This is a genomic window from Hymenobacter chitinivorans DSM 11115 (assembly GCF_002797555.1).
In the GTDB taxonomy this organism is placed as follows: domain Bacteria; phylum Bacteroidota; class Bacteroidia; order Cytophagales; family Hymenobacteraceae; genus Hymenobacter; species Hymenobacter chitinivorans.
This window is the reverse complement of the sequence record NZ_PGFA01000002.1, coordinates 102,369-123,091: the sequence shown is the minus strand read 5'-3', so window position 1 is coordinate 123,091 and position 20,723 is coordinate 102,369. Positions and strand designations below refer to the sequence as shown.

The 20,723-nt window shown below is 60.7% G+C and carries 20 protein-coding genes and 2 tRNA genes; 10 read left to right on the top strand and 12 right to left on the bottom strand.

The features are described from left to right. Positions 1-86 precede the first annotated feature (86 nt). Both CLV45_RS14160 and CLV45_RS14155 read left to right on the top strand, forming a co-directional pair. The gene (locus tag CLV45_RS14160; RefSeq protein ID WP_100337127.1) at positions 87-1,322 is read left to right on the top strand and encodes a glycosyltransferase; all 1,236 of its coding nucleotides are present in this window, start codon (positions 87-89) and stop codon (positions 1,320-1,322) included. After that, the gene (locus CLV45_RS14155) at positions 1,319-2,584 is read left to right on the top strand and encodes a lipopolysaccharide biosynthesis protein (RefSeq protein ID WP_100337126.1); all 1,266 of its coding nucleotides are present in this window, start codon (positions 1,319-1,321) and stop codon (positions 2,582-2,584) included. The genes CLV45_RS14160 and CLV45_RS14155 overlap by 4 nt, the downstream gene beginning before the upstream one ends. On the opposite strand, the gene CLV45_RS14150 is transcribed toward CLV45_RS14155, so the two are convergent. Both CLV45_RS14150 and CLV45_RS14145 read right to left on the bottom strand, forming a co-directional pair. Continuing rightward, positions 2,581-3,399: a class I SAM-dependent methyltransferase gene (locus CLV45_RS14150; RefSeq protein ID WP_157807502.1), complete on the bottom strand. Its 819-nt coding sequence runs from the start codon at positions 3,397-3,399 to the stop codon at positions 2,581-2,583. The two genes, CLV45_RS14155 and CLV45_RS14150, sit on opposite strands and share 4 nt — an antisense overlap. Before the next feature lie 100 nt (positions 3,400-3,499). Continuing rightward, complete coding sequence (locus CLV45_RS14145; RefSeq protein ID WP_245882869.1) at positions 3,500-4,498, bottom strand: AAA family ATPase; 999 nt, start codon at positions 4,496-4,498, stop codon at positions 3,500-3,502. A 184-nt stretch (positions 4,499-4,682) separates the two neighbouring features. On the opposite strand from CLV45_RS14145, the gene xrtX reads away from it, so the two are divergent. Together xrtX and CLV45_RS14135 are read left to right on the top strand one after the other, a co-directional pair. Then, on the top strand, positions 4,683-5,225 hold the full coding sequence (gene xrtX, locus CLV45_RS14140; RefSeq protein ID WP_394338488.1) for an exosortase X: 543 nt from the start codon (positions 4,683-4,685) through the stop codon (positions 5,223-5,225). Continuing rightward, positions 5,218-5,724 (top strand): XrtX-associated membrane protein, encoded by a 507-nt coding sequence (locus CLV45_RS14135; protein ID WP_157807500.1) that lies wholly within the window; start codon positions 5,218-5,220, stop codon positions 5,722-5,724. The genes xrtX and CLV45_RS14135 overlap by 8 nt, the downstream gene beginning before the upstream one ends. A gap of 26 nt (positions 5,725-5,750) precedes the next feature. On the opposite strand, the gene CLV45_RS14130 is transcribed toward CLV45_RS14135, so the two are convergent. From CLV45_RS14130 to mutS, 4 genes are all read right to left on the bottom strand, one after another. Continuing rightward, positions 5,751-6,149, bottom strand: a complete 399-nt coding sequence (locus CLV45_RS14130; RefSeq protein ID WP_100337121.1) for a hypothetical protein — start codon at positions 6,147-6,149, stop codon at positions 5,751-5,753. Between the two features lie 209 nt (positions 6,150-6,358). Beyond that, positions 6,359-6,440 (bottom strand) — tRNA-Leu (locus tag CLV45_RS14125). A 538-nt stretch (positions 6,441-6,978) separates the two neighbouring features. Then, a tRNA-Gly gene (locus CLV45_RS14120) sits at positions 6,979-7,054 on the bottom strand. A 178-nt stretch (positions 7,055-7,232) separates the two neighbouring features. After that, a complete protein-coding gene (gene mutS / locus CLV45_RS14115; RefSeq protein ID WP_100337120.1) occupies positions 7,233-9,953 on the bottom strand; it encodes a DNA mismatch repair protein MutS in 2,721 nt (906 codons plus the stop codon). 182 nt (positions 9,954-10,135) lie between these two features. Here mutS and CLV45_RS14110 point away from each other — a divergent pair, with 182 nt between their 5' ends. The 4 genes from CLV45_RS14110 (at position 10,136) to CLV45_RS14095 (ending at position 14,847) form a co-directional block, all read left to right on the top strand. Then, positions 10,136-10,675 (top strand): RNA methyltransferase, encoded by a 540-nt coding sequence (locus CLV45_RS14110; RefSeq protein WP_100337119.1) that lies wholly within the window; start codon positions 10,136-10,138, stop codon positions 10,673-10,675. A gap of 202 nt (positions 10,676-10,877) precedes the next feature. Beyond that, entirely contained in the window at positions 10,878-13,532 is a 2,655-nt protein-coding gene (locus tag CLV45_RS14105) for a T9SS-dependent M36 family metallopeptidase (protein WP_170061869.1), read from the top strand. Between the two features lie 95 nt (positions 13,533-13,627). Beyond that, positions 13,628-14,056, top strand: a complete 429-nt coding sequence (locus CLV45_RS14100) for a hypothetical protein (RefSeq protein ID WP_100337117.1) — start codon at positions 13,628-13,630, stop codon at positions 14,054-14,056. Next, positions 14,056-14,847 carry a J domain-containing protein gene (locus CLV45_RS14095; protein WP_100337116.1) on the top strand — a complete coding sequence of 264 codons (792 nt, stop codon included), beginning with the start codon at positions 14,056-14,058 and terminating at the stop codon, positions 14,845-14,847. The genes CLV45_RS14100 and CLV45_RS14095 overlap by 1 nt, the downstream gene beginning before the upstream one ends. Before the next feature lie 68 nt (positions 14,848-14,915). Here CLV45_RS14095 and CLV45_RS14090 read toward each other — a convergent pair whose 3' ends face one another. Together CLV45_RS14090 and CLV45_RS14085 are read right to left on the bottom strand one after the other, a co-directional pair. Continuing rightward, positions 14,916-15,680 carry a TerC family protein gene (locus CLV45_RS14090; RefSeq protein WP_245882868.1) on the bottom strand — a complete coding sequence of 255 codons (765 nt, stop codon included), beginning with the start codon at positions 15,678-15,680 and terminating at the stop codon, positions 14,916-14,918. A 140-nt stretch (positions 15,681-15,820) separates the two neighbouring features. Next, positions 15,821-16,315 carry a YajQ family cyclic di-GMP-binding protein gene (locus CLV45_RS14085; protein WP_100337115.1) on the bottom strand — a complete coding sequence of 165 codons (495 nt, stop codon included), beginning with the start codon at positions 16,313-16,315 and terminating at the stop codon, positions 15,821-15,823. A 174-nt stretch (positions 16,316-16,489) separates the two neighbouring features. On the opposite strand from CLV45_RS14085, the gene CLV45_RS14080 reads away from it, so the two are divergent. Further along, positions 16,490-16,927, top strand: a complete 438-nt coding sequence (locus CLV45_RS14080) for a GNAT family N-acetyltransferase (RefSeq protein ID WP_100337114.1) — start codon at positions 16,490-16,492, stop codon at positions 16,925-16,927. A 76-nt stretch (positions 16,928-17,003) separates the two neighbouring features. On the opposite strand, the gene CLV45_RS14075 is transcribed toward CLV45_RS14080, so the two are convergent. Then, the gene (locus CLV45_RS14075; protein ID WP_100337113.1) at positions 17,004-17,309 is read right to left on the bottom strand and encodes a DUF962 domain-containing protein; all 306 of its coding nucleotides are present in this window, start codon (positions 17,307-17,309) and stop codon (positions 17,004-17,006) included. A gap of 77 nt (positions 17,310-17,386) precedes the next feature. On the opposite strand from CLV45_RS14075, the gene CLV45_RS14070 reads away from it, so the two are divergent. Next, on the top strand, positions 17,387-17,872 hold the full coding sequence (locus CLV45_RS14070) for a PaaI family thioesterase (RefSeq protein WP_100337112.1): 486 nt from the start codon (positions 17,387-17,389) through the stop codon (positions 17,870-17,872). 92 nt (positions 17,873-17,964) lie between these two features. Here the strand turns inward: CLV45_RS14070 and CLV45_RS14065 are convergent, their stop codons facing one another. The 3 genes from CLV45_RS14065 to CLV45_RS14055 form a co-directional block, all read right to left on the bottom strand. Continuing rightward, positions 17,965-18,951 (bottom strand): NYN domain-containing protein, encoded by a 987-nt coding sequence (locus tag CLV45_RS14065; protein WP_317045110.1) that lies wholly within the window; start codon positions 18,949-18,951, stop codon positions 17,965-17,967. Positions 18,952-19,678: 727 nt separating this feature from the next. Continuing rightward, the gene (locus CLV45_RS14060) at positions 19,679-20,419 is read right to left on the bottom strand and encodes a metal-dependent hydrolase (protein ID WP_100337110.1); all 741 of its coding nucleotides are present in this window, start codon (positions 20,417-20,419) and stop codon (positions 19,679-19,681) included. A gap of 51 nt (positions 20,420-20,470) precedes the next feature. Continuing rightward, on the bottom strand, positions 20,471-20,656 hold the full coding sequence (locus CLV45_RS14055; protein WP_100337109.1) for a hypothetical protein: 186 nt from the start codon (positions 20,654-20,656) through the stop codon (positions 20,471-20,473). Positions 20,657-20,723: the final 67 nt, after the last annotated feature.

Here is a 20,723-nt window from a genome sequence, read left to right as displayed (position 1 = left end):
AAAGCCTGCTCCTACCTGGGAGCAGGCTTTTTTGTTGAGGCCAGGCTTTTCGGCCGCGCCGGCAAAAGCCGTAGCTTGCACTCCTTATGAAGCTGCCCCGCGTGCTCATGCTGCCCAAGTGGTACCCCCACCGCTACGACGACCAGGATGGCGACTTCGTGGCCCGCCACGTGGCCGCCATTGCCCCGCACGCCCAAGTGGCGGTCCTGTTTGCGGCCGTAGCCCGCGGCCCCCTGCCCGGCCTGACTGACTGCGAAGCCGACCTGAACGGGGAAATTCCCACGCTGCGCTATTACTACCGGGCCCAGCCCACCGGCCTGGCCCCACTGGACAAAGTGCTGAAGCTGCTGCTGTACTTCTGGTGCCTCGGCCGGGGCTACCGGCGCCTGACTACGCACTGGGGCGGCTCACCCCAGCTTACGCACGTGCATGTGCTGCTGCGCACGGGCTTGTTTGCCTGGTGGCTCAAGCTGACCCAGGGTATTCCCTACCTCATTACCGAACACTGGACGCTGTATCTGCCCCAGAATGCGGGCCGCATGGGTAAGCTGCGGCGGTGGCTGAGTCAGCGCATTGTGGGGCAGGCGGCGGCCCTGCACACGGTGTCGCGCAACCTGGGGCAGGCCATGCAGCAGCTGGGCCTGGTCAATGCCCGCGCGGTAGTGCTGCCCAACGTGGTGGATACCCAGCTGTTTAAGCCTGCTGCCGGCAACAACACTGCCCGAGACCGGGCCGGAGCCGGGCCGTTGCTCCACGTGGCGGCTTTCAACGAGCAGGCCAAAAACCTGAGCGGAATCCTACGGGTGGTGGCCCGGCTGAGTGAGCGGTGGCCCGGGCTTACGCTACGCATTGCCGGCTACGGCCCCGCCGAAGCCGAACTGCGGCAGTTGGCAGCCGACCTGGGCCTGCTCGATACCCACGTATTCTTTTTAGGCAAGCTCAGTCCAGCCCAGGTGGCGGAGCAAATGCGCCAGGCTGTCTGCCTGGTCTTGTTCAGCAACTACGAAAACCTGCCCTGCGTCCTGATTGAAGCCCAGGCCAGCGGCCTACCGGCGGTGGCTACCGCCGTGGGTGGGGTGCCCGAGCTGCTGCCGCCCGACGGCTCCCGCGGCCTGCTGGTGCCCCCCCGTGACGAAGCTGCCCTGGAACAGGCCCTGTCCACGGTGCTGCGGCATCCGGAACGCTTCGAAGCCCGGCAGCTGCGCCAGCACGCCGTGGCCCACTTCAGCTACGGGGAGGTCGGCCGGCAGTTTGTCCAGCTTTACGCGCAACTCCTGATGCCGACGGCCGGCGGGTCTCCTACCCCTCCCCTGCGCCCATGATTCGCCGGATTCTGCAAAACTTTGCCACCCGCCTGGCCACAGCCCTACTCAGCTTCGCCATCGTGTGGCTAACGGCGCGCTACCTGGGCGCTACTGGCCGCGGCGACGTGAGCCTGTTCGTGACGGACTGCGCGGCCCTGTTGCTGTTTATTGGCCTGCTCGGCGGCTCGTCCCTGATTTACCTGGCCCCAGGCCGCAGCATCTGGCACTTGCTGGTACCGGCCTATGGCTGGGCCACGCTGGTGTGCGCGGCCGGCACGGTAGTAGTGGGGCTGGCCCGGCCGGTGGCGCCGCAATATCTGCTGCATCTGCTGGGGTTGTCCTTGCTACAGGCGTTTTTCTCCATCAACAGCTCTTTGCTGCTGGGCCGCAAAAAAGAAGGTGCCTACAATCTGCTCAACGGGCTGCAGGTGGGGTTGCTGGCCGGGAGCCTGGCCTTGGCCTTTGTGGGCTGGCAGTGGCGTACCGTGGCCGTGTACTACTACGCCGCTTACCTGGCTTACGGGCTGCCGCTACTGCTCAGCTTCGGGGTGCTGCTCCGGCTGCCCGACCAGTGGGCGGCGGGGCGGGGCCTGGGCCTGGCAGCCCGGGAGTTGGCGCACCACAGCCGCGGGGCCCATTTATCCAACATCCTGGCTTTTGCCAATTACCGCCTGAGCTACTACTTCGTGGCCCACTACGCCGACGCCCGGGCTCTGGGCGTACTGAGCGTGGGCGTGGCCCTGGCCGAGGCCATCTGGCTGATTCCGCGCAGCACAGCCCTGGTGCAGTACGTCGATTTGGTGCACGCCACTGATAAGCACACCCAGATTGCCCCAACGTTGCGCATTGCCCGCCTCACGCTGCTGAGCACAGCCCTGGCGGTGCTGCTGCTCTGCGCCTTGCCGGCCCAGGTGCTGACGGCCATCTTCGGGGCGGAATTTGGGGCCGCCCGGCCCGTGATTCTGCGGCTGGCGCCCGGCGTGGTGGCCATTGCCCTTAGCGTGATGTGCAGCACTTATTTTGCTGGCGTAGGCCGCTACCGAGTCAATAACCTGGCGACTACCGTGGGCCTGCTCGTGACGCTGCCCGCCTGCTGGCTTTTGATTCCCAGGCTGGGCATCAACGGCGCGGCCTTGGCCACTAGCCTGTCGTATTTGGCGTCCACGGCCTATTTGTTTCACCAATTCTTGCAAGCTACCGGGGCTGGCTGGGCCGCTTTAGTGCCCGGCCCCGCCGACCTATCCTACCTGCGGCAGTTGCTCGGGCGCAAGCCGGCTTAGGCGCCAACTTGCCGTAGCTGCACCGCAAACCAGTGCTCTGGGTCGGCCAGCGGGTCGGGGGTGCGGGTAGGCAGCGGCCGGGGTGAGTACAGCGCGCAGAGGGTGTTTTCGACCTGCACTAGCGGGCCGATAGCCGAGGTGGGCAGGCCATCCAGAATACCGGCCAGTACTTCCCAGCGCGGCTGCCCGGGCTGCCGGCTGGCGTCGTGCCACACCACCACGGTTTCGGGACCCACCAAGTGCTCAAACACCCGGCGCGTATCGGTGCGCACGGCCTCGTAGGTATGGTCGCCGTCGATGAAAATCACGTCGAACTTTCGGTCCAGCGCGGCCATGTCGAAGGTGGCCGAGTTGCCGTGCAGGTGGGTCACGTTGGGCAAAGGCCGGGAGAAAAAGCCGTGCAGCTCGATGTAGCGCGCCGGCAGCCCCAGCTGCCGCAGCTCCTCGGCCGACAGATTCAGCGTGTACACGGCCTGGGCCACCTCGGCCACGTTGGCCGCACTTTCGCCCCGCCACGTCCCAATTTCGAAGTACGTAGCCGCGGCCACCCGCCGGCATAAGGCCCGCAGCAGCAGCAAGTCGGTGGGCAAGGAGCCACCTTCCCGAAAGGCAAACGGCTGCACGGTGGTATCGGCGGCCGACAGGAAGGTGTGCAACGCCACCAGGGGCAGGCCCTGCGCACTCAGTTGCCGACCCGCGTGGGCCTGGGCCCGCCGCTGCCAGCTGGCTTCATCGGCGGCCAGCACGTGGTTGAGCAGCCAGGGGTTGCGCGCCAGGGCCGCCAGCCCGCGCAGGGTTTTGGAAATCTTCGACACAAGCGGGAAATGAGTGAATGAGTGAATGAGTGAGTTGGCTGTTCAAAGCCGTAGAGCTGCATTAAGCGGACAAAACTTCACTTAATCACTCATTCACTATTTAGCTAATCGGGACTTTGCGCAGGATGGCTTCAATCAGGTCCTGGGTGCGGATTCCGTCGGCTTCGGCTTCGTAGTTGAGCAGGATGCGGTGGTTGAGCACGTCGCCGGCCACGTCCTTGATGTCCTCGGGCAGCACGTAGTCCCGGTCGTCGAAGAAGGCTACGGCTTTGGCGGCCCGGTGCAGGGCAATGCTGGCCCGGGGGCTCACCCCAAACTGCACGTACTGCGCAAACTCGGCCAAGTCATACTCGGCCGGCTTGCGGGTGGCAAACACCAGCTCGATGATGTACTTCTCCAGCGTCTCGGAAATCTGCACCTGGTTGATCATGCTGCGGATGCCGAAGATGTCTTCCTTGGTCAGAATCGGGTTTACCTCGCCCACGTAGCTCATGTTGGCCATGCGGCGCATCACCTCCAGCTCGTCGGTCTTTTTAAGGTAGTCCACGTGTACTTTCATCATGAACCGGTCGACCTGGGCCTCGGGCAGCGGATAAGTGCCCTCCTGCTCCACCGGGTTTTGGGTGGCCAGTACCAGAAACGGCAGGTCCAGCGGGTAGGTGGTTTCGCCGATGGTCACCTGCTTTTCCTGCATGGCTTCGAGCAGGGCGCTCTGCACCTTGGCCGGGGAGCGGTTCACTTCGTCGGCCAGCACGAGGTTGGCAAAAATCGGCCCTTTCTTTACTTCAAATACCGACTGGTTCTGGTTGTAAATCATAGTGCCCACCAGGTCGGAAGGCAGCAGGTCGGGGGTGAACTGCACGCGTTGGAAATGCAGGTGCAATACTTTGGAAAGCGTGCTGATGGTCAGAGTTTTGGCCAGTCCCGGCACGCCTTCCAGCAGGATGTGGCCGCCGGTGCAGAGGCCAATCAGCAGGCGGCCCACCATATACTGCTGCCCCACCACCACTTTGCCTACTTCGGCAAATACTTGCTTGATCTTTTGCTGATAGTCAGCGGCTTGCATCGGCGGCACGAGGTCAGAGGAAGGCAACGACATAGGAATCGGGAACGGTACTCTGGTTAAAGGTAGCAAAAGCCCGCCGACTGACTGGCAGGCTAAGGCGGAAATAGCGTCTGCCAGGGGCTTTTTACCCGGCTTAGCCGCCGCCGCGGCCGGGGGCATGTGCCGCAGAACCGGTATATTCGCTGGATCCTTAGCTCCCTTATATTCTTACCGGCTTATGCCTGCTCCCGTTTCGCCCGCTCCCGCCGACTTACGCCGCTTTCTGGTGTTGGCCGTCGTGTTTTACGCCCTCTGGTTTTTCGGCTACGAGCGGACTCTGGCTCCCGATGGCCGCCTCGATGCGGCTTTGTCGGCCAACATTACCACGGCCAGCGCCGCCACCCTGCGCGGCCTGGGTTTCGACAGCCGCGTGCACGGCCTGGATCCGTACCTGGTCTTGCTCAACAGTCAGCCGGTGGTGCGGGTGGGCCACCCTTGCAACGGGCTGGTGCTTTATGCGCTGTTTGCGGGCTTTGTGCTGGCCTTTCCCGGGCCGTGGCGACGCAAGCTGTGGTTTATTCCGGTGGGCATGCTGGTTATCTACGGCATCAACGTGGTGCGCATCGGGGCTTTGGCCCTGAACCATATGTACTCCCACCACACGGTCGAATTCAACCACCACTACACGTTTACTTTTATCGTGTACGCCTTCATTTTTCTGCTCTGGATGCTCTGGGCCCGCCGCCTGGCCAACCCCGCTCCTCTCCTCGCCCATGCCTGATTTCGCGGCTTCGCCCTCGTCGTACCCAATCGTAATAGTGCGCGGCCTGACCGCCGGCCTGCTCGTAGCGGCCCTGTTCTGGGTGGGTATGCACAACGACCAGGTATTTGTGGCACTGACCCAGGCCTGGCAGAAAATTTTCCTCACCCTCGGCTTGAGCGCCCAGGCCGCCAAGCCGCAGAGCGGAATCAGCACGCTGGTCACCACGCGTAGCCTGCCGGCCGTCTTCACCTATTCCCTGCTATACACGGCGGCTTGCCTGGGCGTGCTCTACGCGGCCCTCTACGATACGGCCCGCATGCGGCTGGTGCTACAGCTCTACGCGGCCGTATTCGGGGCCTGCACTTTGCTGTTGCTGGGCGGTAAGCTGCTCGGCGACGCGAGCTGGGCCTACCAGCTGGGCCGCCGCCTCATCGATTTTATCGTTTCGCCCCTGCCCGTTATTATTCTGGTACCCCTGCTGCGCTGGTACGGAACTCCGGCCGCCGGCCGCCGCTAGCTACCACCTCAGCGCCCCGGGCGCTGCTACATCTGCTGCAGCCAGGTGCGGGCAATGCTGATGTCGTCGAAGGTGAGCACCACGATGCCGGCCGAGGTGTACTGCAGGGTTAGGTCGGTGGAGAGGCGGCTGTAGACGTTGGGGGAGTACACCCAGGCAAAAAACTCGCAGCCGGCTTCCCGCATGGCCGGAAACCACTCTTTACCGCCCCACTCGGCGGCGTCAGCCCACATGCTGGTCACCCGCGTGTTGTCGTTGAGCACCTTGCGGCACTTCTCCTCCCGCACAAACTCCAGCATCTTCGTTGCGCCCGATACCACCGAGTCGTAGTCCTGGTCGCCAATCCATTCCACGTCTAGCCACTCGGCAAAATAATCGTAGCGGATACTGATTTGGGGAGTTTCGTACAGCAGGCGTTGACCCATACAACTAACGTGATAAGCAAAATTGGTAAGCAGCTAAACTGGTAGCCGCCCCTTTAGGTTGCCGCCCGACGCCAGAACGGCCATTTAATGACCAGCTTCAGTTAGCCAGAGCAAAGCTACAGAAATTCAACTTTTACTATTCTTCTAAGCGGCCAGGGCCTACTACAAAAAATCCCCCGTTGCTTCACGCAGCGGGGGATTTTCTGTAGTACCAGAGACGGGACTCGAACCCGTAAGCCCTTAAGGCAAGTGATTTTAAGTCACTCGTGTATACCATTCCACCACTCTGGCTCTTGCTTGGTTTTTACCCCGGTAGCGGGTTGTTAATGCGTGGCAATTTGGGCATAATAGCTGTAAATTCTCAATACGGTGGTCATTATTTACCCCGTTGATATGGTGAAGTCCCAAAGGAATAGGCTGTTGCAACCAGTGGGTCAGCTCACACTGTTCGCATTGCCACAGCTTTAGCCCTTCTTTCAGCAAGCGGGGCGGTGAAGTATAAGTTGAACCTTCAACCAAGATTTTGGAAAGCGGAAACGTAAGCCCAAAGTTCCGGTAGCGTTTTCCGAATTCCAGGCGCTACCCGTGAAATGGCTGGTATCCAGAGCCAGCTGCTGAATACGCTGCCGCACTGTTTTGTAGGTGCCACCCGCTGGCACGAGCCCCATGCGCATAATCACCTGGGCTATAGAAAAACCTTCCGCCACAAGCCGCCGAAAGTGTTCATCACCGACAGGAATGTTTGCACGAAGCGGGCATAGCAGGCAGGTGCTGGTTGGTCCGCTAAAGCTAAAAACAAAAAGAGGATGCTGCTGATGCAACATCCTCTTGGAGCGGGAGACGAGGTTCGAACTCGCGACCTCGACCTTGGCAAGGTCGCGCTCTACCAACTGAGCTACTCTCGCTTTTGATCTTTGGCGCCGTAGTGGCGTTTTGATGTGACAAAGGTACTACCGTTTTCCTTTGAGTCAAGGGCTACCCCAAAAATAATCGTTAAAATTTCGCTGCAAAAGGCCTTTCTAGCTCATTTTCAGGGAGAAAAATTTTCATAATTTTCCTCCCTGAAGGCAAAGCAACCGGCTTTTACTTGCTCTTAGCGCCCAGCGCCAGCTTCAGCTCATTGAGCTTGAGCAGGGCATCGATGGGCGTGAGCGTATTCACGTCGAGCTGCTGGAGCTGCTCGCGGATACGCTCCAGCACCGGGTCGGCGGGCTCGAACATGCTCAGCTGCAGGCTGGGGCGGGGCGCCGAGGCTACGGCCGCGGCCGGCTGGGCCACCGGGCCCCGGCTGGCTTTGCCGTTTTTCGGCTCGGCTTCCAAGCCGGCCAGCACTTCGTCAAATTCCGTGGGGCCTTCCTCGAGGCCGGTGGAGGCGCGCTCCTGCTCCAGGTGGTGCATGATTTCGTTGGCCCGCAGCACCACGGCCGTGGGCATACCGGCCATGCGGGCCACGTGAATGCCGAAGCTGTGCTCGGAGCCGCCTTCCACGAGCTTGCGCATAAACAGGATGCGGCCGTCGGCCTCGCGCACGGCCACGTTGTAGTTGCGCACCCGCGGGCAGTCTTCGGCCAGCTGGTTGAGCTCGTGGTAGTGGGTAGCAAACAGCGTTTTGGCCCGGGCCCGGGGGTTGTTGTGCAAATGCTCGACAATAGCCCAGGCTATGCTGATACCGTCGTAGGTGCTGGTGCCCCGCCCGATTTCGTCCATCAGCACCAGGCTGCGGTCCGAGAGGTTGTTGAGGATGCTGGCCGTTTCGGTCATCTCCACCATGAAGGTACTTTCGCCCTTACTCAGGTTATCGGAGGCACCCACGCGGGTGAAGATCTTGTCGATGACGCCGATGGTGGCCGCGTCGGCAGGTACGAAAGAGCCAATCTGGGCCAGGAGCACAATCAGAGCGGTCTGGCGTAGCAGGGCCGACTTACCGGCCATGTTGGGCCCGGTAATGACGACAATCTGCTGCTCTTCCTGGTCGAGGCGGATGTCGTTGGGAATGTAAGCCTCACCGGGCGGCAGCTGCCGCTCGATGACCGGGTGACGGCCGGCCCGGATGTCGAGCAGGGTCGAGTCGTTTACCACGGGCTTCACGTAGCGCTGCTGCCGGGCCGTGGCGGCAAAGGACGCCAGACAGTCGATGATGCCGATGGCCCGGGCATTCTGCTGAATCTGGGGCACGAAGTCCATGGCCGACAAGACCAGCTCGTTGTAGATGTTCTGCTCGATGACGAACAGGCGCTCCTCGGCGTGCAGAATCTTTTCCTCGTAGGTTTTGAGCTCCTCGGTAATGTACCGCTCGGCGTTGACCAGGGTCTGCTTCCGAATCCAGGTGGCCGGTACCTTGTCCTTATGGGCGTTGGTGACTTCGAGGTAGTAGCCGAATACCTTGTTGTAGGCCACTTTCAGGGACGAAATGCCGGTGTTCTGGATTTCGCGCTGCTGGAGCTGAAACAGGTAGTCTTTGCCTGAGAAGGCAATGCTGCGCAGCTCGTCCAGCTCTGGGTCAATGCCCTCGTTGAGCACGTTGCCCTGGTTGGTGAGAATGGGCGCGTCGGGCCGAATTTTGGCCTTGATTTCCTCCCGCAGGGTTTCGCAGGCGTTGAGCTGGTCGGCCAATTTCTGTAAGGCCCGCATGCCCGAGCCGGCCAGCAGCTCCCGAATCGGGCCGATGGCGTCGAGGGCGCGGCTGAGTTGGAGCAGCTCCCGGGGGTTGATGCGGCGCACGGCGACTTTGGAAATCAGGCGCTCCAGGTCGTTGATCTGCTTGAGGTGCTGTACCAGCTCACCGAGCAGCTCGGGGTTGTCGAGCAGGCCTTCCACCGTGTCGAGGCGGCGCTGAATCTGGGCGGGTTCCTTGAGCGGCAGCACCACCCACTTACGCAGCAGGCGGGCGCCCATGGGCGTCACGGTCTGGTCCAGAATGTCAATCAGGGGTACGCCGCCGGGGTGCTGGGCGTGCACCAGCTCCAGGTTGCGGACGGTGAACCGGTCGAGCCACACGTACTTATCCTCCTCCAGGCGGCCGATGCTGGCAATGTGACCAATGTCGGTGTGCTTGGTTTCGGCCAAGTAGTGCATAATGCAGCCGGCGGCCGTAATGCCTTCCCGCAGCCCGTCGATGCCGAAGCCCTTGAGCGAAGCCGTGTTGAAGTGGCGGGTTAGGGTCTCGTAGGTGTAGTCGGCCCCGAAAACCCACTCATCCAGCGCGTAGTGGCAATAATCCGGGCCGTAGTGCTGCTCAAACTCCGAGCGGCTTTTCTTGCAGAACAAGACTTCAGCCGGACTGAAATTTTGGAGCAGCTTGCCCAGGTAGGCATGGTCACCCTGGGCCACCAGGAATTCGCCGGTACTGATGTCGAGGAAAGCAATGCCGCACTCCTGCTTCCCGAAGTGCACGGCGGCCAGGTAGTTGTTGGAGCGGCGCTCCAGCACGTTGTCGTTGAAGGACACCCCGGGCGTAACCAGCTCGGTAATACCGCGCTTAACGAGGCCCTTGGCCTGCTTGGGGTCTTCGAGCTGGTCGCAGATGGCCACCCGCTGCCCGGCCCGCACCAGCTTGGGCAGGTAGTTGTCGAGGGCGTGGTGGGGGAAGCCGGCCAGCGGGGTTTCCGACGAGGTGCCGGCTCCGCGCTTGGTCAGGGTAATGTCCAGGATGCGGGAAGCCGTCACGGCATCCTCGCCGAAGGTTTCGTAGAAGTCGCCGACGCGGAACAGGAGCAGCGCGCCGGGGTGCTGCTCTTTAAGCTGATAATACTGCTTCATCAGCGGCGTATCAATCACCGGGGCGGGCCCCAGCGTGCCGTGCATGGGCACCGGCTTCTTCGGAGTAGAGGCAGTACGCAAAGGAATCAGGAAGAATAAAGCGCCGAAAAGCGCGGGTATTGAATAGAAAGGACTACTTGCCAACAGCGGTGGCCGAAGGCTCAGTTCCGGCCCGGGGGCCGCAACGGGCGGCGCATCCTACCTTTGGGCAAAATACCTTGCTGGCAATGCGCAAAAGAACAATGGAAGAGCTGAACCGGCTCTCGGTGGCAGACTTCAAAAGTACGCAAAAATTCCCCCTTACCCTGGTCCTCGACAACGTGCGCAGCCTGCACAACGTGGGCTCGGCCTTCCGCACCGCCGACGCCTTTGCCATCGAGAAAATCTGGCTCTGCGGCATTACCGGGCGCCCTCCGCAGCGCGAAATAACGAAGACGGCCCTGGGCAGCACCGAGTCGGTAACGTGGGAATATGCCGCTACCACCGTGGAAGCCATTCAGCAGCTCAAGGCCGCCGGCTACGTGGTGGTGGCCGTGGAGCAAACCGACGCCAGCCGGCTGCTCCCTGATTTCCGGCCCGTACCCGGCCAGCCTTACGCGCTGATAATGGGCAACGAAGTATTCGGCGTCGACGACGAGGTGCTGGCCCTGTGCGACGCGGCGGTGGAAATTCCGCAATTCGGCACCAAGCATTCCCTGAACGTGAGTGTGGCGGCGGGTGTGGTGCTATGGGACTTTATCGGCAAACTACTGTCGACTTCCGCTTAGCGGGTGTACAGCATTTTGGCTTTAGGTAGCTATACCAGTCGCAAAACCACCAAACTATAAGACTTCATAGAAAAGAGGCGGTTTTGCTGTAAACCGTGTGTAGATTTGGCGACAATGCTATTGGGGTTTATAATATCCAGTGGTGCCAACCTTTCTCTTCTCCAATCATCCCTACATGAAGTCAACCTTTACCGCTTCAGTAATGCGCGCTCTTACCGCCGCTGCATTACTGGCTGCTCCCGCGCTGGCAACGGCCCAAAATGCTCCGGCCGAACGGGCCATCAGTCAGCTCGCGGCCCAACGCAGCCGCCTGGGCCTAAGCGAGGCCGACCTGCGTGACCCGGCCATTACGAGCCAGTATACCGACGCCCACAACGGCCTGACCCATACGTATCTGCGTCAGCGCTACCAGGGCGTAGAGGTGTACGGGGCCGTAGCCGACGTGCACCTGGACCGGGCCGGTAAAGTGGCCAGCCTCAACAGCAGCTTTCTGCCCAACGTAACCCAGCTGGCCCGCCCCGCTACTCCGGCCCTATCGGCCGAGCAGGCTGTGGCGGCTGCGGCCAAGGCGCTGAACATGCCCGCCCCCGGCAGCCTGCAAACCCTGAAAGCCGGCACCGCTGCCGCGGGAATGGAGTTTAGTGACGCCGGCATTTCGCTGGAGAAAATCTCGGTTAAGCTCATGTACCTGCCCCTGGCCGACGGCTCGTTGCGGCTGGTGTGGGACGTGACCCTGGCTCCCCTGTCCGCCGACCACTACTGGAGCGCCCGGGTGGATGCCAGCACGGGCGTTCTGCTCGATAAAAACGACCTTACCATCAGTGAGAGCTTCAGCGTGAGCACCCTGACGCGGCCCGTAGCGCAGATGGCCGCCGCGGCCGCCAGTCCCCAGCCGGCGGTAACTCCGGTGGTGGGCCGCCGTCCCAACGTGGCTAATAGCTACAACGTGTGGCCCCTGACGGTAGAGAGCCCGACCCACGGAGCCCGGCAGCTAATGACCAACCCCGCCGACGTGCTGGCCTCGCCCTTTGGCTGGCACGATACCGACGGAGTAGCCGGGGCTGAATACACCATTACCCGCGGCAACAACGTGCACGCCTACGACGACCGGAACAACCGCAACGTGTACTCGGCCGCGACCAGCGTGAGCCCCGACGGCGGCGCTAACCTGGAGTTCGACTTTCCTTTCAATAGCCTGAAGGAGACGGCCGCGGCCACCAACCTGAACGCGGCCGTCGTGAACCTGTTCTACTGGAACAACCTGGTGCACGACATCATGTTCCGCAAAGGCTTTAACGAGGTCAGCGGTAACTTCCAAGCCAAAAACTACGGCGCCACGGGCCTCGGTAACGACGCCGTACGGGCCGAAGCACAGGATGGCGCGACGCTGGCCCTACCGAACCTGAACAACGCTAACTTCTCGGCCCCGGCCGACGGCTCGCCACCCCGGATGCAGATGTACCTGTGGGACCGGTCCGAGCTGGCTATCAACATCACGGCCCCGGCGGCCCTGGCCGGTTCGCTGAACGCCCTGGAAGGCTCCTTGGGCCGCAAATTGTCTAACGTGGGTCCCATCACGGCCAATCTGGTAGTCGTAAATGACGGCTCGGCCAAGCCCGAGCGCGGCTGCAACGAACCCCTCGTGAATGCCGCGGCCGTCAACGGCAGCATTGCCCTGATTGAGCGCGGCAAGTGCGGCTTCGCCAACAAAATCAAAAATGCCCAGAACGCCGGTGCCCGCATGGTTATCATGATGGACAGCGTGCCGAACTCGACCACGCTGACCCGCATGGGCGGCTCGGCGCCCGACACCATTGGCCTGCGCATTCCCTCGGTTTTCATTACCAAAGCGGATGGGGAGCGTTTGAAAACGGCAGCCCGCAGTGGTCAGATCATCTCGATTTCGGCTTCCGGCGCCCTCTACTACCGCGACGGGGACTTCGACAACGGCATCATTGCCCACGAATACGGCCACGGCATCTCGAACCGCCTCACCGGCGGGCCGGCCACCACGAGCTGCCTCAACAATGCCGAACAGATGGGCGAAGGCTGGAGTGACTTCTTCGGCTTGTGGATGACCACGAAGCCCGGCGACGTGGGCACTGCGGGTCGGGGTATTGGCACTTACGCCTCCTTCGAGCCTACCACGGGCCCCGGTATCCGGCCAACCCGCTACAGCACCGATATGAGCATCAACCCGTCGACGTATGCCCTGATTGGCACCACGGGCTACACGGCCGTGCACAGCATCGGCTACGTGTGGGCCTCGGTACTGTGGGACCTGAACTGGGCTCTGATCAACCGCTACGGCTACAATGCGGACCTGACCGGCACGACCGGCGGCAATAACATTGCCTTGCAATTGGTAATCGACGGCCTGAAGCTGCAGAAGTGCAGCCCCGGCTTCCTAGACGGCCGCGACGCCATTCTCAAAGCGGATGCCGCCAACAACGGCGGTGCCAACGCCGACCTGATCTGGAAAGTATTTGCCCGGCGGGGTATGGGCGCCAACGCCGTGCAGGGTAGCAGCAACTCCCTCACCGACAACACGGCCGGCTACGAGCTGCCCGCCGTGCTGAGCACCCAGAAAGCCTTGAACGAGAGCCTGGTGGAAGTATACCCCAACCCGGCCCACGACCAGCTGACCGTGCGGACGCAGGTAAGCAGCGCAACGCCAGTGATGGTGGAAGTGCTGACGATGCTGGGCCGGAAGGTAATGAGCTCCTCGGCGGCTCCGGCCCGTATCCAGTCCGAAGGCCTGCGCCTGAACACCTCGGAATTGGCTAACGGCCTGTACGTGGTGCGCCTGACCACGTCGGAAGGCACGATGACCAAAAAAGTGGTGGTGCAGCACTAAGTCCTGCCGTTAACCGTTTGCGTATACAAAAAACCCGTCTGGCTGAGTGCTGGGCGGGTTTTTTGTACTTTTCAGCTTTCATCTACTGCCGTTTTATGGCTTCTGCCCTTCCCACCTCCGCTGACACTGCCCTGCTGGCCCTGCGTCCCGTGCTGCCCACCACGCTGGCCGTGGCCCCCGAGCCCACCGCCGGCGACTTCCTGCACCGTACCCTGCGGCCGGTACTGAAGCTGCAGAATGAGCTGCTACTGGCGCTGGTAGCCGACTTTCTGCGGGAGCACCACGTGGCCTTTCAGGCGCGCAACGAAGCCGAGCAGCTGCGCACGGTAACCGAGCTACTGAGCCGCAACGTGAAACTGCGCTACACCATTATCGGGGTAATTATCGGGCTGTTTACGAGTTCCGAGCAGGAATTTTATCGGCAGCACCGCTCCGAACTCAACCGCCGCCTGCTGGAGCTGGCCACGCAGCGGGTCAGCAGCCAGCTGCCGGCCCTCACGGCCCAGCTAACCGGCGCCGCCTAATGATGCCGAACCACTACCACACGCTGGGAGTGGACGAGCAGGCCACGCCCGACGATATCCGCCGGGCTTATCGCCGGCTGGTGCTGCTCACCCACCCCGACCGCACCACCGACCCGGCCGCCCACCAGCGGTTTTTGCGCATCAACGAGGCCTACGACGTGCTCAGCAACCCGGCCCGCCGCCGCGGCTACGACGCGCTGCTGGAAGCCTCCCGCACGCCGCTGCCCCCACCACCGCCTAGAACTGCGCCCGGTTCTCCGCCCCAGGGGCGTCCCTACCGCCCGGCCACCGCCAACCCGCCGCGTCAGCGCCGCCCGGCCCCAATTAATTTTGGAGCTTACCAAAGGCCCGTTCGGCTGTGGGGCAGAATTCTGCTGCTGCTGGGCCTGCTCGTTTTCATCGACTACTACGGACTGCGCTACACAACGACGGCCTCGTTGCTTAGCGCTGCCATCTACGACAGCGGAGCCGATACCTACATTATCCGCACGAGCAAAGGGAAATTTCTAACCAGCGGCGACTATACGGCCGGCGGGAATTCTTCTGCCGGCTTAGTCCAGCTACGGGTGTCGCTGCTGGGCCATTTCATTCGCGAAGCCCGCTTTTTGCCCGCTGGCCCGCCCCTGCCGGTTCTGTTCCGGCATCAGGCGCTTTTCACTTTCACGAGCCTGCTCTTGCTGGCGGCCGGCTTCACCCAGGGCAAGCTTCTCGGCGACGCCGGCCGGGTAAATGCGGCCATCTTAGCCACGTCCTTTGCCTTGTTGGTCGTGGTGCTCATAATCAGGGTGTAAAGCCGCGGAAAACAACAAAAAAGGCCCGTTCCAGAGGTGGAACGGGCCTTTTTTGGGCTCCGACTAACCTAGTCGTACTGCGAGTCGCGCAGGTGAACTGGGGTGGTTTTCTTGCGCAGGCGCATGTTGAGCAGCTCCACAACCAGGGAGAAGAACATGGCAAAGTAGATGTAGCCTTTCGGAATTTCCTTGTGGAAGGCTTCCATCACCAGCATGATGCCAATCATAATCAGGAACGACAGGGCCAGCATCTTGATGGTGGGGTTCTTATTGACGAAGTCGGCAATGTAGCCCGAGAAGGCCAGCATGACGCCCATAGCCAGAATAACGGCCAGAATCATCACCAGCACGTTGTCGACCAGCCCCACGGCCGTCAGAATCGAGTCGAAGGAGAAGACGATGTCGACGATGACAATCTGCATAATGACGCGCGACATGGTGTGAAACTTGCCTTCCCCGGCCGCGTCCTCCTCGCCCTGCAGCTTGGTGTGAATTTCGGTGGTGCTCTTGCTCAGCAGGAACAGGCCCCCGGCCAGCAGGATAAGGTCGCGGCCCGAAACGCCGAAGTTGGGCTCCAGGAAGGGCAGGTTCAGCGTGAAGAGCGGGTCCTTGAGGCTCACAATCCAGGAAATGCTCAGCAGCAGCCCAATGCGGAACAGCAGGGCCAGCAGCAGCCCAATGGTGCGGCCCCGCTTCTGCTGGTCGTGGGGCAGCTTATTGACGACAATAGAAATGAAGATGATGTTGTCGATGCCCAGCACGATTTCCATGAACGTCAGCGTGAGCAGACTAATCCAAGTGGCGGGGCTGGAAAAAGCAGAAATATCAAACACTGGTTAATGTGCTAATGTGGAAAATGTGTTTCTAATGTGCTGGTGAACAATGTGCTGATGTGCTAATGCAGGGCGACACTTGAAGTCTCAAATCATTCGCACATTATGCACATTCAACCACATTCGCACATTGGCAACCTCTACTTCATGTTGACGAACTGCAGGGGCTGGCCTACTTCGGCGCTCTTTTGGCGCAGCAGGGCAATAACCTGTTGGAGCTCGTCAATCTTCTTGCTCGACACCCGGATTTGCTCGTCCTGGGTTTGGGCGTCGACCTTGATTTTGCTGTCCTTGATGAGCTTCATGATCTTGCGGCTGGCTTCCTTGTCGATACCGGCCCGCACCTTGATGGTTTTCTTGACCATGGCCCCGCTGGGCTGCTCCTCGGCCGAAAAGTCGAGGCAGGTACCGTCGAGGCCCTGCTTCACGACCCGGCCCAGCAGAATATCCTCCAGGGCCTTGACGCGCATGGAATTTTCGGAGCTGAGCTGAATGGTATTGGCTTTCTTGTCGAGCTCAATGCCGCCCTTGGTGTCACGCAGGTCGTAGCGGGTCTGCAGCTCTTTTTTGGCGGTATTTACCGCGTTTTCCAAGGTTTGCGGGTCTACTTTGCTTACAATGTCGAAGGAGGGCATGGTCGTGGGTTGGGAGTGAAAGGATGGTGGCCGACTCTGGGTCGGCCGACCCTGGGCGGACTTACGCAGCATACGTACACCGACCCGGGAAGTGGCAAAAGTATCAAATGCCAGCCGCAACCCACCTAGATTTTTCGGCCGCTATTCCCCAACTTACCCTTTTACCACCCGCTCATGCCTGTTCGTGCCCCCCACTCCCCCGCCGACTTTGCCGCCTACTACCAGCTGCGCTACCAAGTGCTGCGCCAGCCCTGGCAGCAGCCACCCGGCTCCGAGCGGGCCGACGACGATGACGCGCCCACCACGATGCATGCCTTGTACACAACTCCCGAAGGCCACGTAGCCGGCGTGGCCCGCCAACACCCGTCCGGCCCCAGGCAGATACAGGTGCGCTACATGGCCGTGGATCCGGCCTTTCAGGGCCAGGGCATCGGGCGGCAGTTGCTGGCATATCTGGAAGCCGGCGCCCGCCAGCAGGGCTATACCGAGTGCATTCTGCACGCCCGCCAGGAGGCAGTGCCCTTCTACGAGCGGCTGGGCTACCACGTCGTGGCCCCATCCCACCTGCTCTTCGGCTCCATTCAGCACTTTCTGATGCGCAAGGAGTTGTAGCTTCAGCCTCCGCACCCGGTAGCGGAGTTGGTAAAGCGTGGTAGAAGCCAGCCACAGAATCCGTCGAATCCGTGGTTCAAAATTGCTCCCGGCCCCGCAGCAGGTCGAAGTACAGGCGGAAGTCGCCGAGCAGGGAATACCAGGGGTGTTGAAACGTGGCCGGCCGGTTACGCTCCACAAAGAAGTGCCCCACCCAGGCAAAGCCATAGGCCGCCACGATGCCCAGCGGAATCAGGTTGAACCGCTGCCAGACCACGGCCAACCCCAGGGCCAGCAAAAACAGCGTGGTGCCAGTGAAGTGCAGAATGCGGGTGCCCCGCTTGCTGTGCTCGCGCAGGTAGCGGGGGTAAAATTCGGCGAAGGTGAGGGGCGCGGCAGACATAGCGGTGGGGTTATAGCGTAAAGAAACCTAACTTTTCGGCCAATATCCAGTTCTTTTCCGCCCAGTCCTTTTTCCTTATGGAGCAATCCTACGACGTAGCTACCCTGGTTGGTATCTACAACCAAATCAACCACTACGGCCGCACCAACGGTATGCAGCTCACGGTGGCCGGCCCCGGCCAGGTGGAGTACAGCATGGCGGTGCGGCCCGAGCACCTGTCGTCGCCGGGTACCTGCCACGGCGGCGTTATTGCCGGCCTCATGGACTCCGCCCTGGGGGCAGCGGCCCTCACCTTCGCCTTCCAGACCGGGGAGCTGGTGTCCACGGTCGAGTTCAAAATCAACTACCTGCACCCGGTGCGCCTTCACGACCAGCTCGTGGCCCGGGCCCGCGTCGACCACTCGGGTAAGACGCTGGTGGTGAGCAGCGCCGAGATTCATTGCCTCAACCGGGAGCTAATCGTGGCCCGGGGTATGGGGACTTTCAACCGCTACCCGGCCGACAAGCGCGACTTCCACCGCCTGCTCTTCCCCGACGCCGATAATTCGCCCGCTGATCTGTAGCCTCCGGGCATACTCCACAAAAAGGCCGGCCGCTCCCGCATTGAAGGGGAACGGCCGGCTTTTTTTCAATCAAGCAGTAACTACGCTACGGCTTAGAGCAAGTCGGAGGAAGCCGACTCGTGCTCGTGCTCTTCGTACTCGTCGCCATCCGGGTCTTGGGGCGGCTGCACTTTGCGCACGTTGCGGGCGCAGTCTTCGTCGCGGTGGTTGCGGCCCACGGTGAACTCCACCCAGTCGCCTTCGCGCAGGTCGTTGAAGTCACCTTCGGCCATGTCGGCGTAGCTGAAGAACAGGTTGTTGGGTGGCATTACCACGAAACCAAAGCCGTTCTTGAGGTTCTTGATGGTGCTGATGCCCACCGTCCCCACCGGGCCGGCGGCCGTGGGACCCGTGGGGCGCACGGGCTTCACTGAGGGGAAAGCCACTGGCTCGGGCGTGTTCACGAACAGGCTCTCGATGAGCTCGTCGCTGCTGGCCAGGCCGTTGTCAATCACGTCGTGCATGGCCACGGGGTAGGTCACGTGCTCCAGCAGCTGCTGGGAAGCGCGGGTCACCCGGTTTTCCCCTTTGAAGTCCACGTACTTGAAGTCCCAGTTCAGCAGCATCACGCGGGTGCCGATGGTGTTGAGTTTCTTGATCAGGGGCACGTAGTCGGAGTCGCCGGCGATGAGCACAATCACGTCGAAGCTCTTATGCAAAGCCAATTCCAGGGCTTCCAGGGCCAGCCACACGTCGATGCCTTTTTCCTGCAAACGGCCGTCGCGCGTTTTCAGGGGCATGTAGTGGGTGGCAATGCTGAGATTCATCAAAATATCGTCCAGCAACCGGTCGTGAAACAGGCGGTCTTTGTCGCGCGCCTCGGTGGCGGAGAGTCGGCCGCGGAAAAAGTGCGCGTCCGTAATCTGACTCAGACGCACGTCTACATCTTCCTCCTCCGCGACTTGGTGCCGAATATATTCGTGCAGGCCTTCGAGGCTAATCCGGGCCTTGCGCTCGTGCTGGAAGTAGTAGTAATCACTGATTTTCAGGAAATAATTACCGTCGTAAAAGACGCCTATCCTTATCAGTGGGCTATTCATCTGGTTCATACAAAAAAGCTTTAATGCGAGAGGTGTGCAATCAGGGCAGGTGTGCGAGAAGTGAAGTAGGAATGCTAAAGGTAGCTATGATCAAAGATACACACCTTGGACCGTAGGTTCGCTTTTGCATGACCGGCACCTTTGCCCTATCACATGTTTATGTGATGGAGCGGCAGGCAGGAAATACCAGTTTGTTTGAAAATTGTCGGCTTAGAGGGCTAAGGATGGACAACAAACATCCTGTCATTCATAAAATCCTATATTCAAATCGAGCTTCCCTCCATGAAGTTACAGAGATCAAAGGCAATAATAGCAAAAACACTTATTACACTATCGACCATTGAGTGCAATTTCCAGGAGAATACCCCGAAGGGTGCGAAGCTAATATCTTAATCATATTAGTGCAAATTTTCATAAAAACTTAGGCCATCAGCAAGCGTTTGCAGGCAACTAATCAATTGGTATTATTCTCTTAATCAACGTAATAACTCTGAACGAATTCATCTTATTTCGTCCCTTAGCATAGCTATAATACAATAAATTTCAATTATCATCTTCACATCATCTTCCTAACAGTCTACTTTTTAATCTCATTTTCATCTATAAACAACATATTTTTTTTCGGGAAAATTCTCCCTGCAGCCATTATTAGTGAGCCAACCGTAGCGCTTTGCCGATTCGGCCTTAGCCCTGCCCCGCGCCCGGCTCCAACAGCTGAGCGGGCCGCTCAGAACTGCATGCGGGCCACGATAAGCACCAGCACCAGAGCGGCATAGCCCACGCAGATTCCTACTTCCAGCAAATTGCCCGCAGTAGAGCCCGTCCGAATAAGGGGAATTTTGAAAGCGTAGTCGGATAAGGGCATAAACCACTTCACCCCGGCCTTAGTCAGGGAGTCGGCCACGAGGTGGGAGGCGTAGCCAGCCCCGGCAAAGTGGGCCACGCCATGCCAGCCCAGGGTGTTATTGGCCAGGTAGCCGATGTAGGTCCACAGCAGGGTAGCCCAGAGCGTGTGCGTCCAGGTGCGGTGGGAGGTGTAGGGGGCCAAAGCCACGAAGATGCCCAGCAAACTCAGCCACAGAAACCCGAAGTACAGACCCGCCAGCACAGTGCAGGCACCGGTAAACATGAGGGCCAGCTTGCGGGCCGAGCCGCCCTGCATAGCCACCCCGATAAGCCCGAAGGCCAGGGCCGCCGTGAAGCCCATGCGCCGGTCGGGGCCCTGAGGCAGCATGTAGTGAGTGTAGCCGGCCAGGCCCAGAGCAATGAGGGCAAAGGCGAAGCGTACGTAGTTCTGGGAGAAACTCAGGCGCTTGCTCAGCCGGGAGCCGGGGTGGTCGAGGTCGGGAGCCAGGGCCGAAAAGCCGGCTAGGGCAATACCGGCGGGGGAAAAAGGTACGCCCGCAACGAGGCCGCCGACGGCCACGCCGGTAATCAGGCCAATGGCCAGGTGAGAAGAGCCGCGCACAGATAGAACGTTAGCAGATACACTAAAGCGCGAAGGTACGCGGCCAGCCGCCTAGTTGGGCACGGGCAGCAGGTACACGATTTCCGGCTCGAAGGCCGGCTCCGGCGCGGGCTGGGGCTTAGGGGCCGGCTGCCGGGCCTCCTGAATGCTGGTCCAGGCGTTTTTCAGGGTTTGCCAACGCACCCAGGCGTCGAAATTGAAGTCCTGGTCCTCGGCGGGGTTACGGGTGGGGTCCATACGCAACAGGGGGAATTAAGGGTGATTGAAGCGGCAGGGCAGAGCAAAGACCAATTTATATTTTTTT

Coding starts and splice junctions, on each gene's coding strand:
- CLV45_RS14135 (WP_157807500.1), top strand. CDS start 5,218: ATGCCTGATTTCGCGGCTTCGCCCTCGTCGTACCCAATCGTAATAGTG.
- CLV45_RS14075 (WP_100337113.1), bottom strand. CDS start 17,309: ATGTCTGCCGCGCCCCTCACCTTCGCCGAATTTTACCCCCGCTACCTG.
- CLV45_RS14085 (WP_100337115.1), bottom strand. CDS start 16,315: ATGCCCTCCTTCGACATTGTAAGCAAAGTAGACCCGCAAACCTTGGAA.
- CLV45_RS14070 (WP_100337112.1), top strand. CDS start 17,387: ATGGAGCAATCCTACGACGTAGCTACCCTGGTTGGTATCTACAACCAA.
- CLV45_RS14055 (WP_100337109.1), bottom strand. CDS start 20,656: ATGGACCCCACCCGTAACCCCGCCGAGGACCAGGACTTCAATTTCGAC.
- CLV45_RS14095 (WP_100337116.1), top strand. CDS start 14,056: ATGATGCCGAACCACTACCACACGCTGGGAGTGGACGAGCAGGCCACG.
- CLV45_RS14105 (WP_170061869.1), top strand. CDS start 10,878: ATGCGCGCTCTTACCGCCGCTGCATTACTGGCTGCTCCCGCGCTGGCA.
- xrtX (WP_394338488.1), top strand. CDS start 4,683: ATGCCTGCTCCCGTTTCGCCCGCTCCCGCCGACTTACGCCGCTTTCTG.
- CLV45_RS14080 (WP_100337114.1), top strand. CDS start 16,490: ATGCCTGTTCGTGCCCCCCACTCCCCCGCCGACTTTGCCGCCTACTAC.
- CLV45_RS14155 (WP_100337126.1), top strand. CDS start 1,319: ATGATTCGCCGGATTCTGCAAAACTTTGCCACCCGCCTGGCCACAGCC.
- CLV45_RS14130 (WP_100337121.1), bottom strand. CDS start 6,149: ATGGGTCAACGCCTGCTGTACGAAACTCCCCAAATCAGTATCCGCTAC.
- CLV45_RS14110 (WP_100337119.1), top strand. CDS start 10,136: ATGCGCAAAAGAACAATGGAAGAGCTGAACCGGCTCTCGGTGGCAGAC.
- CLV45_RS14100 (WP_100337117.1), top strand. CDS start 13,628: ATGGCTTCTGCCCTTCCCACCTCCGCTGACACTGCCCTGCTGGCCCTG.
- CLV45_RS14145 (WP_245882869.1), bottom strand. CDS start 4,498: ATGTCGTTGCCTTCCTCTGACCTCGTGCCGCCGATGCAAGCCGCTGAC.
- CLV45_RS14065 (WP_317045110.1), bottom strand. CDS start 18,951: ATGAATAGCCCACTGATAAGGATAGGCGTCTTTTACGACGGTAATTAT.
- CLV45_RS14160 (WP_100337127.1), top strand. CDS start 87: ATGAAGCTGCCCCGCGTGCTCATGCTGCCCAAGTGGTACCCCCACCGC.
- mutS (WP_100337120.1), bottom strand. CDS start 9,953: ATGCACGGCACGCTGGGGCCCGCCCCGGTGATTGATACGCCGCTGATG.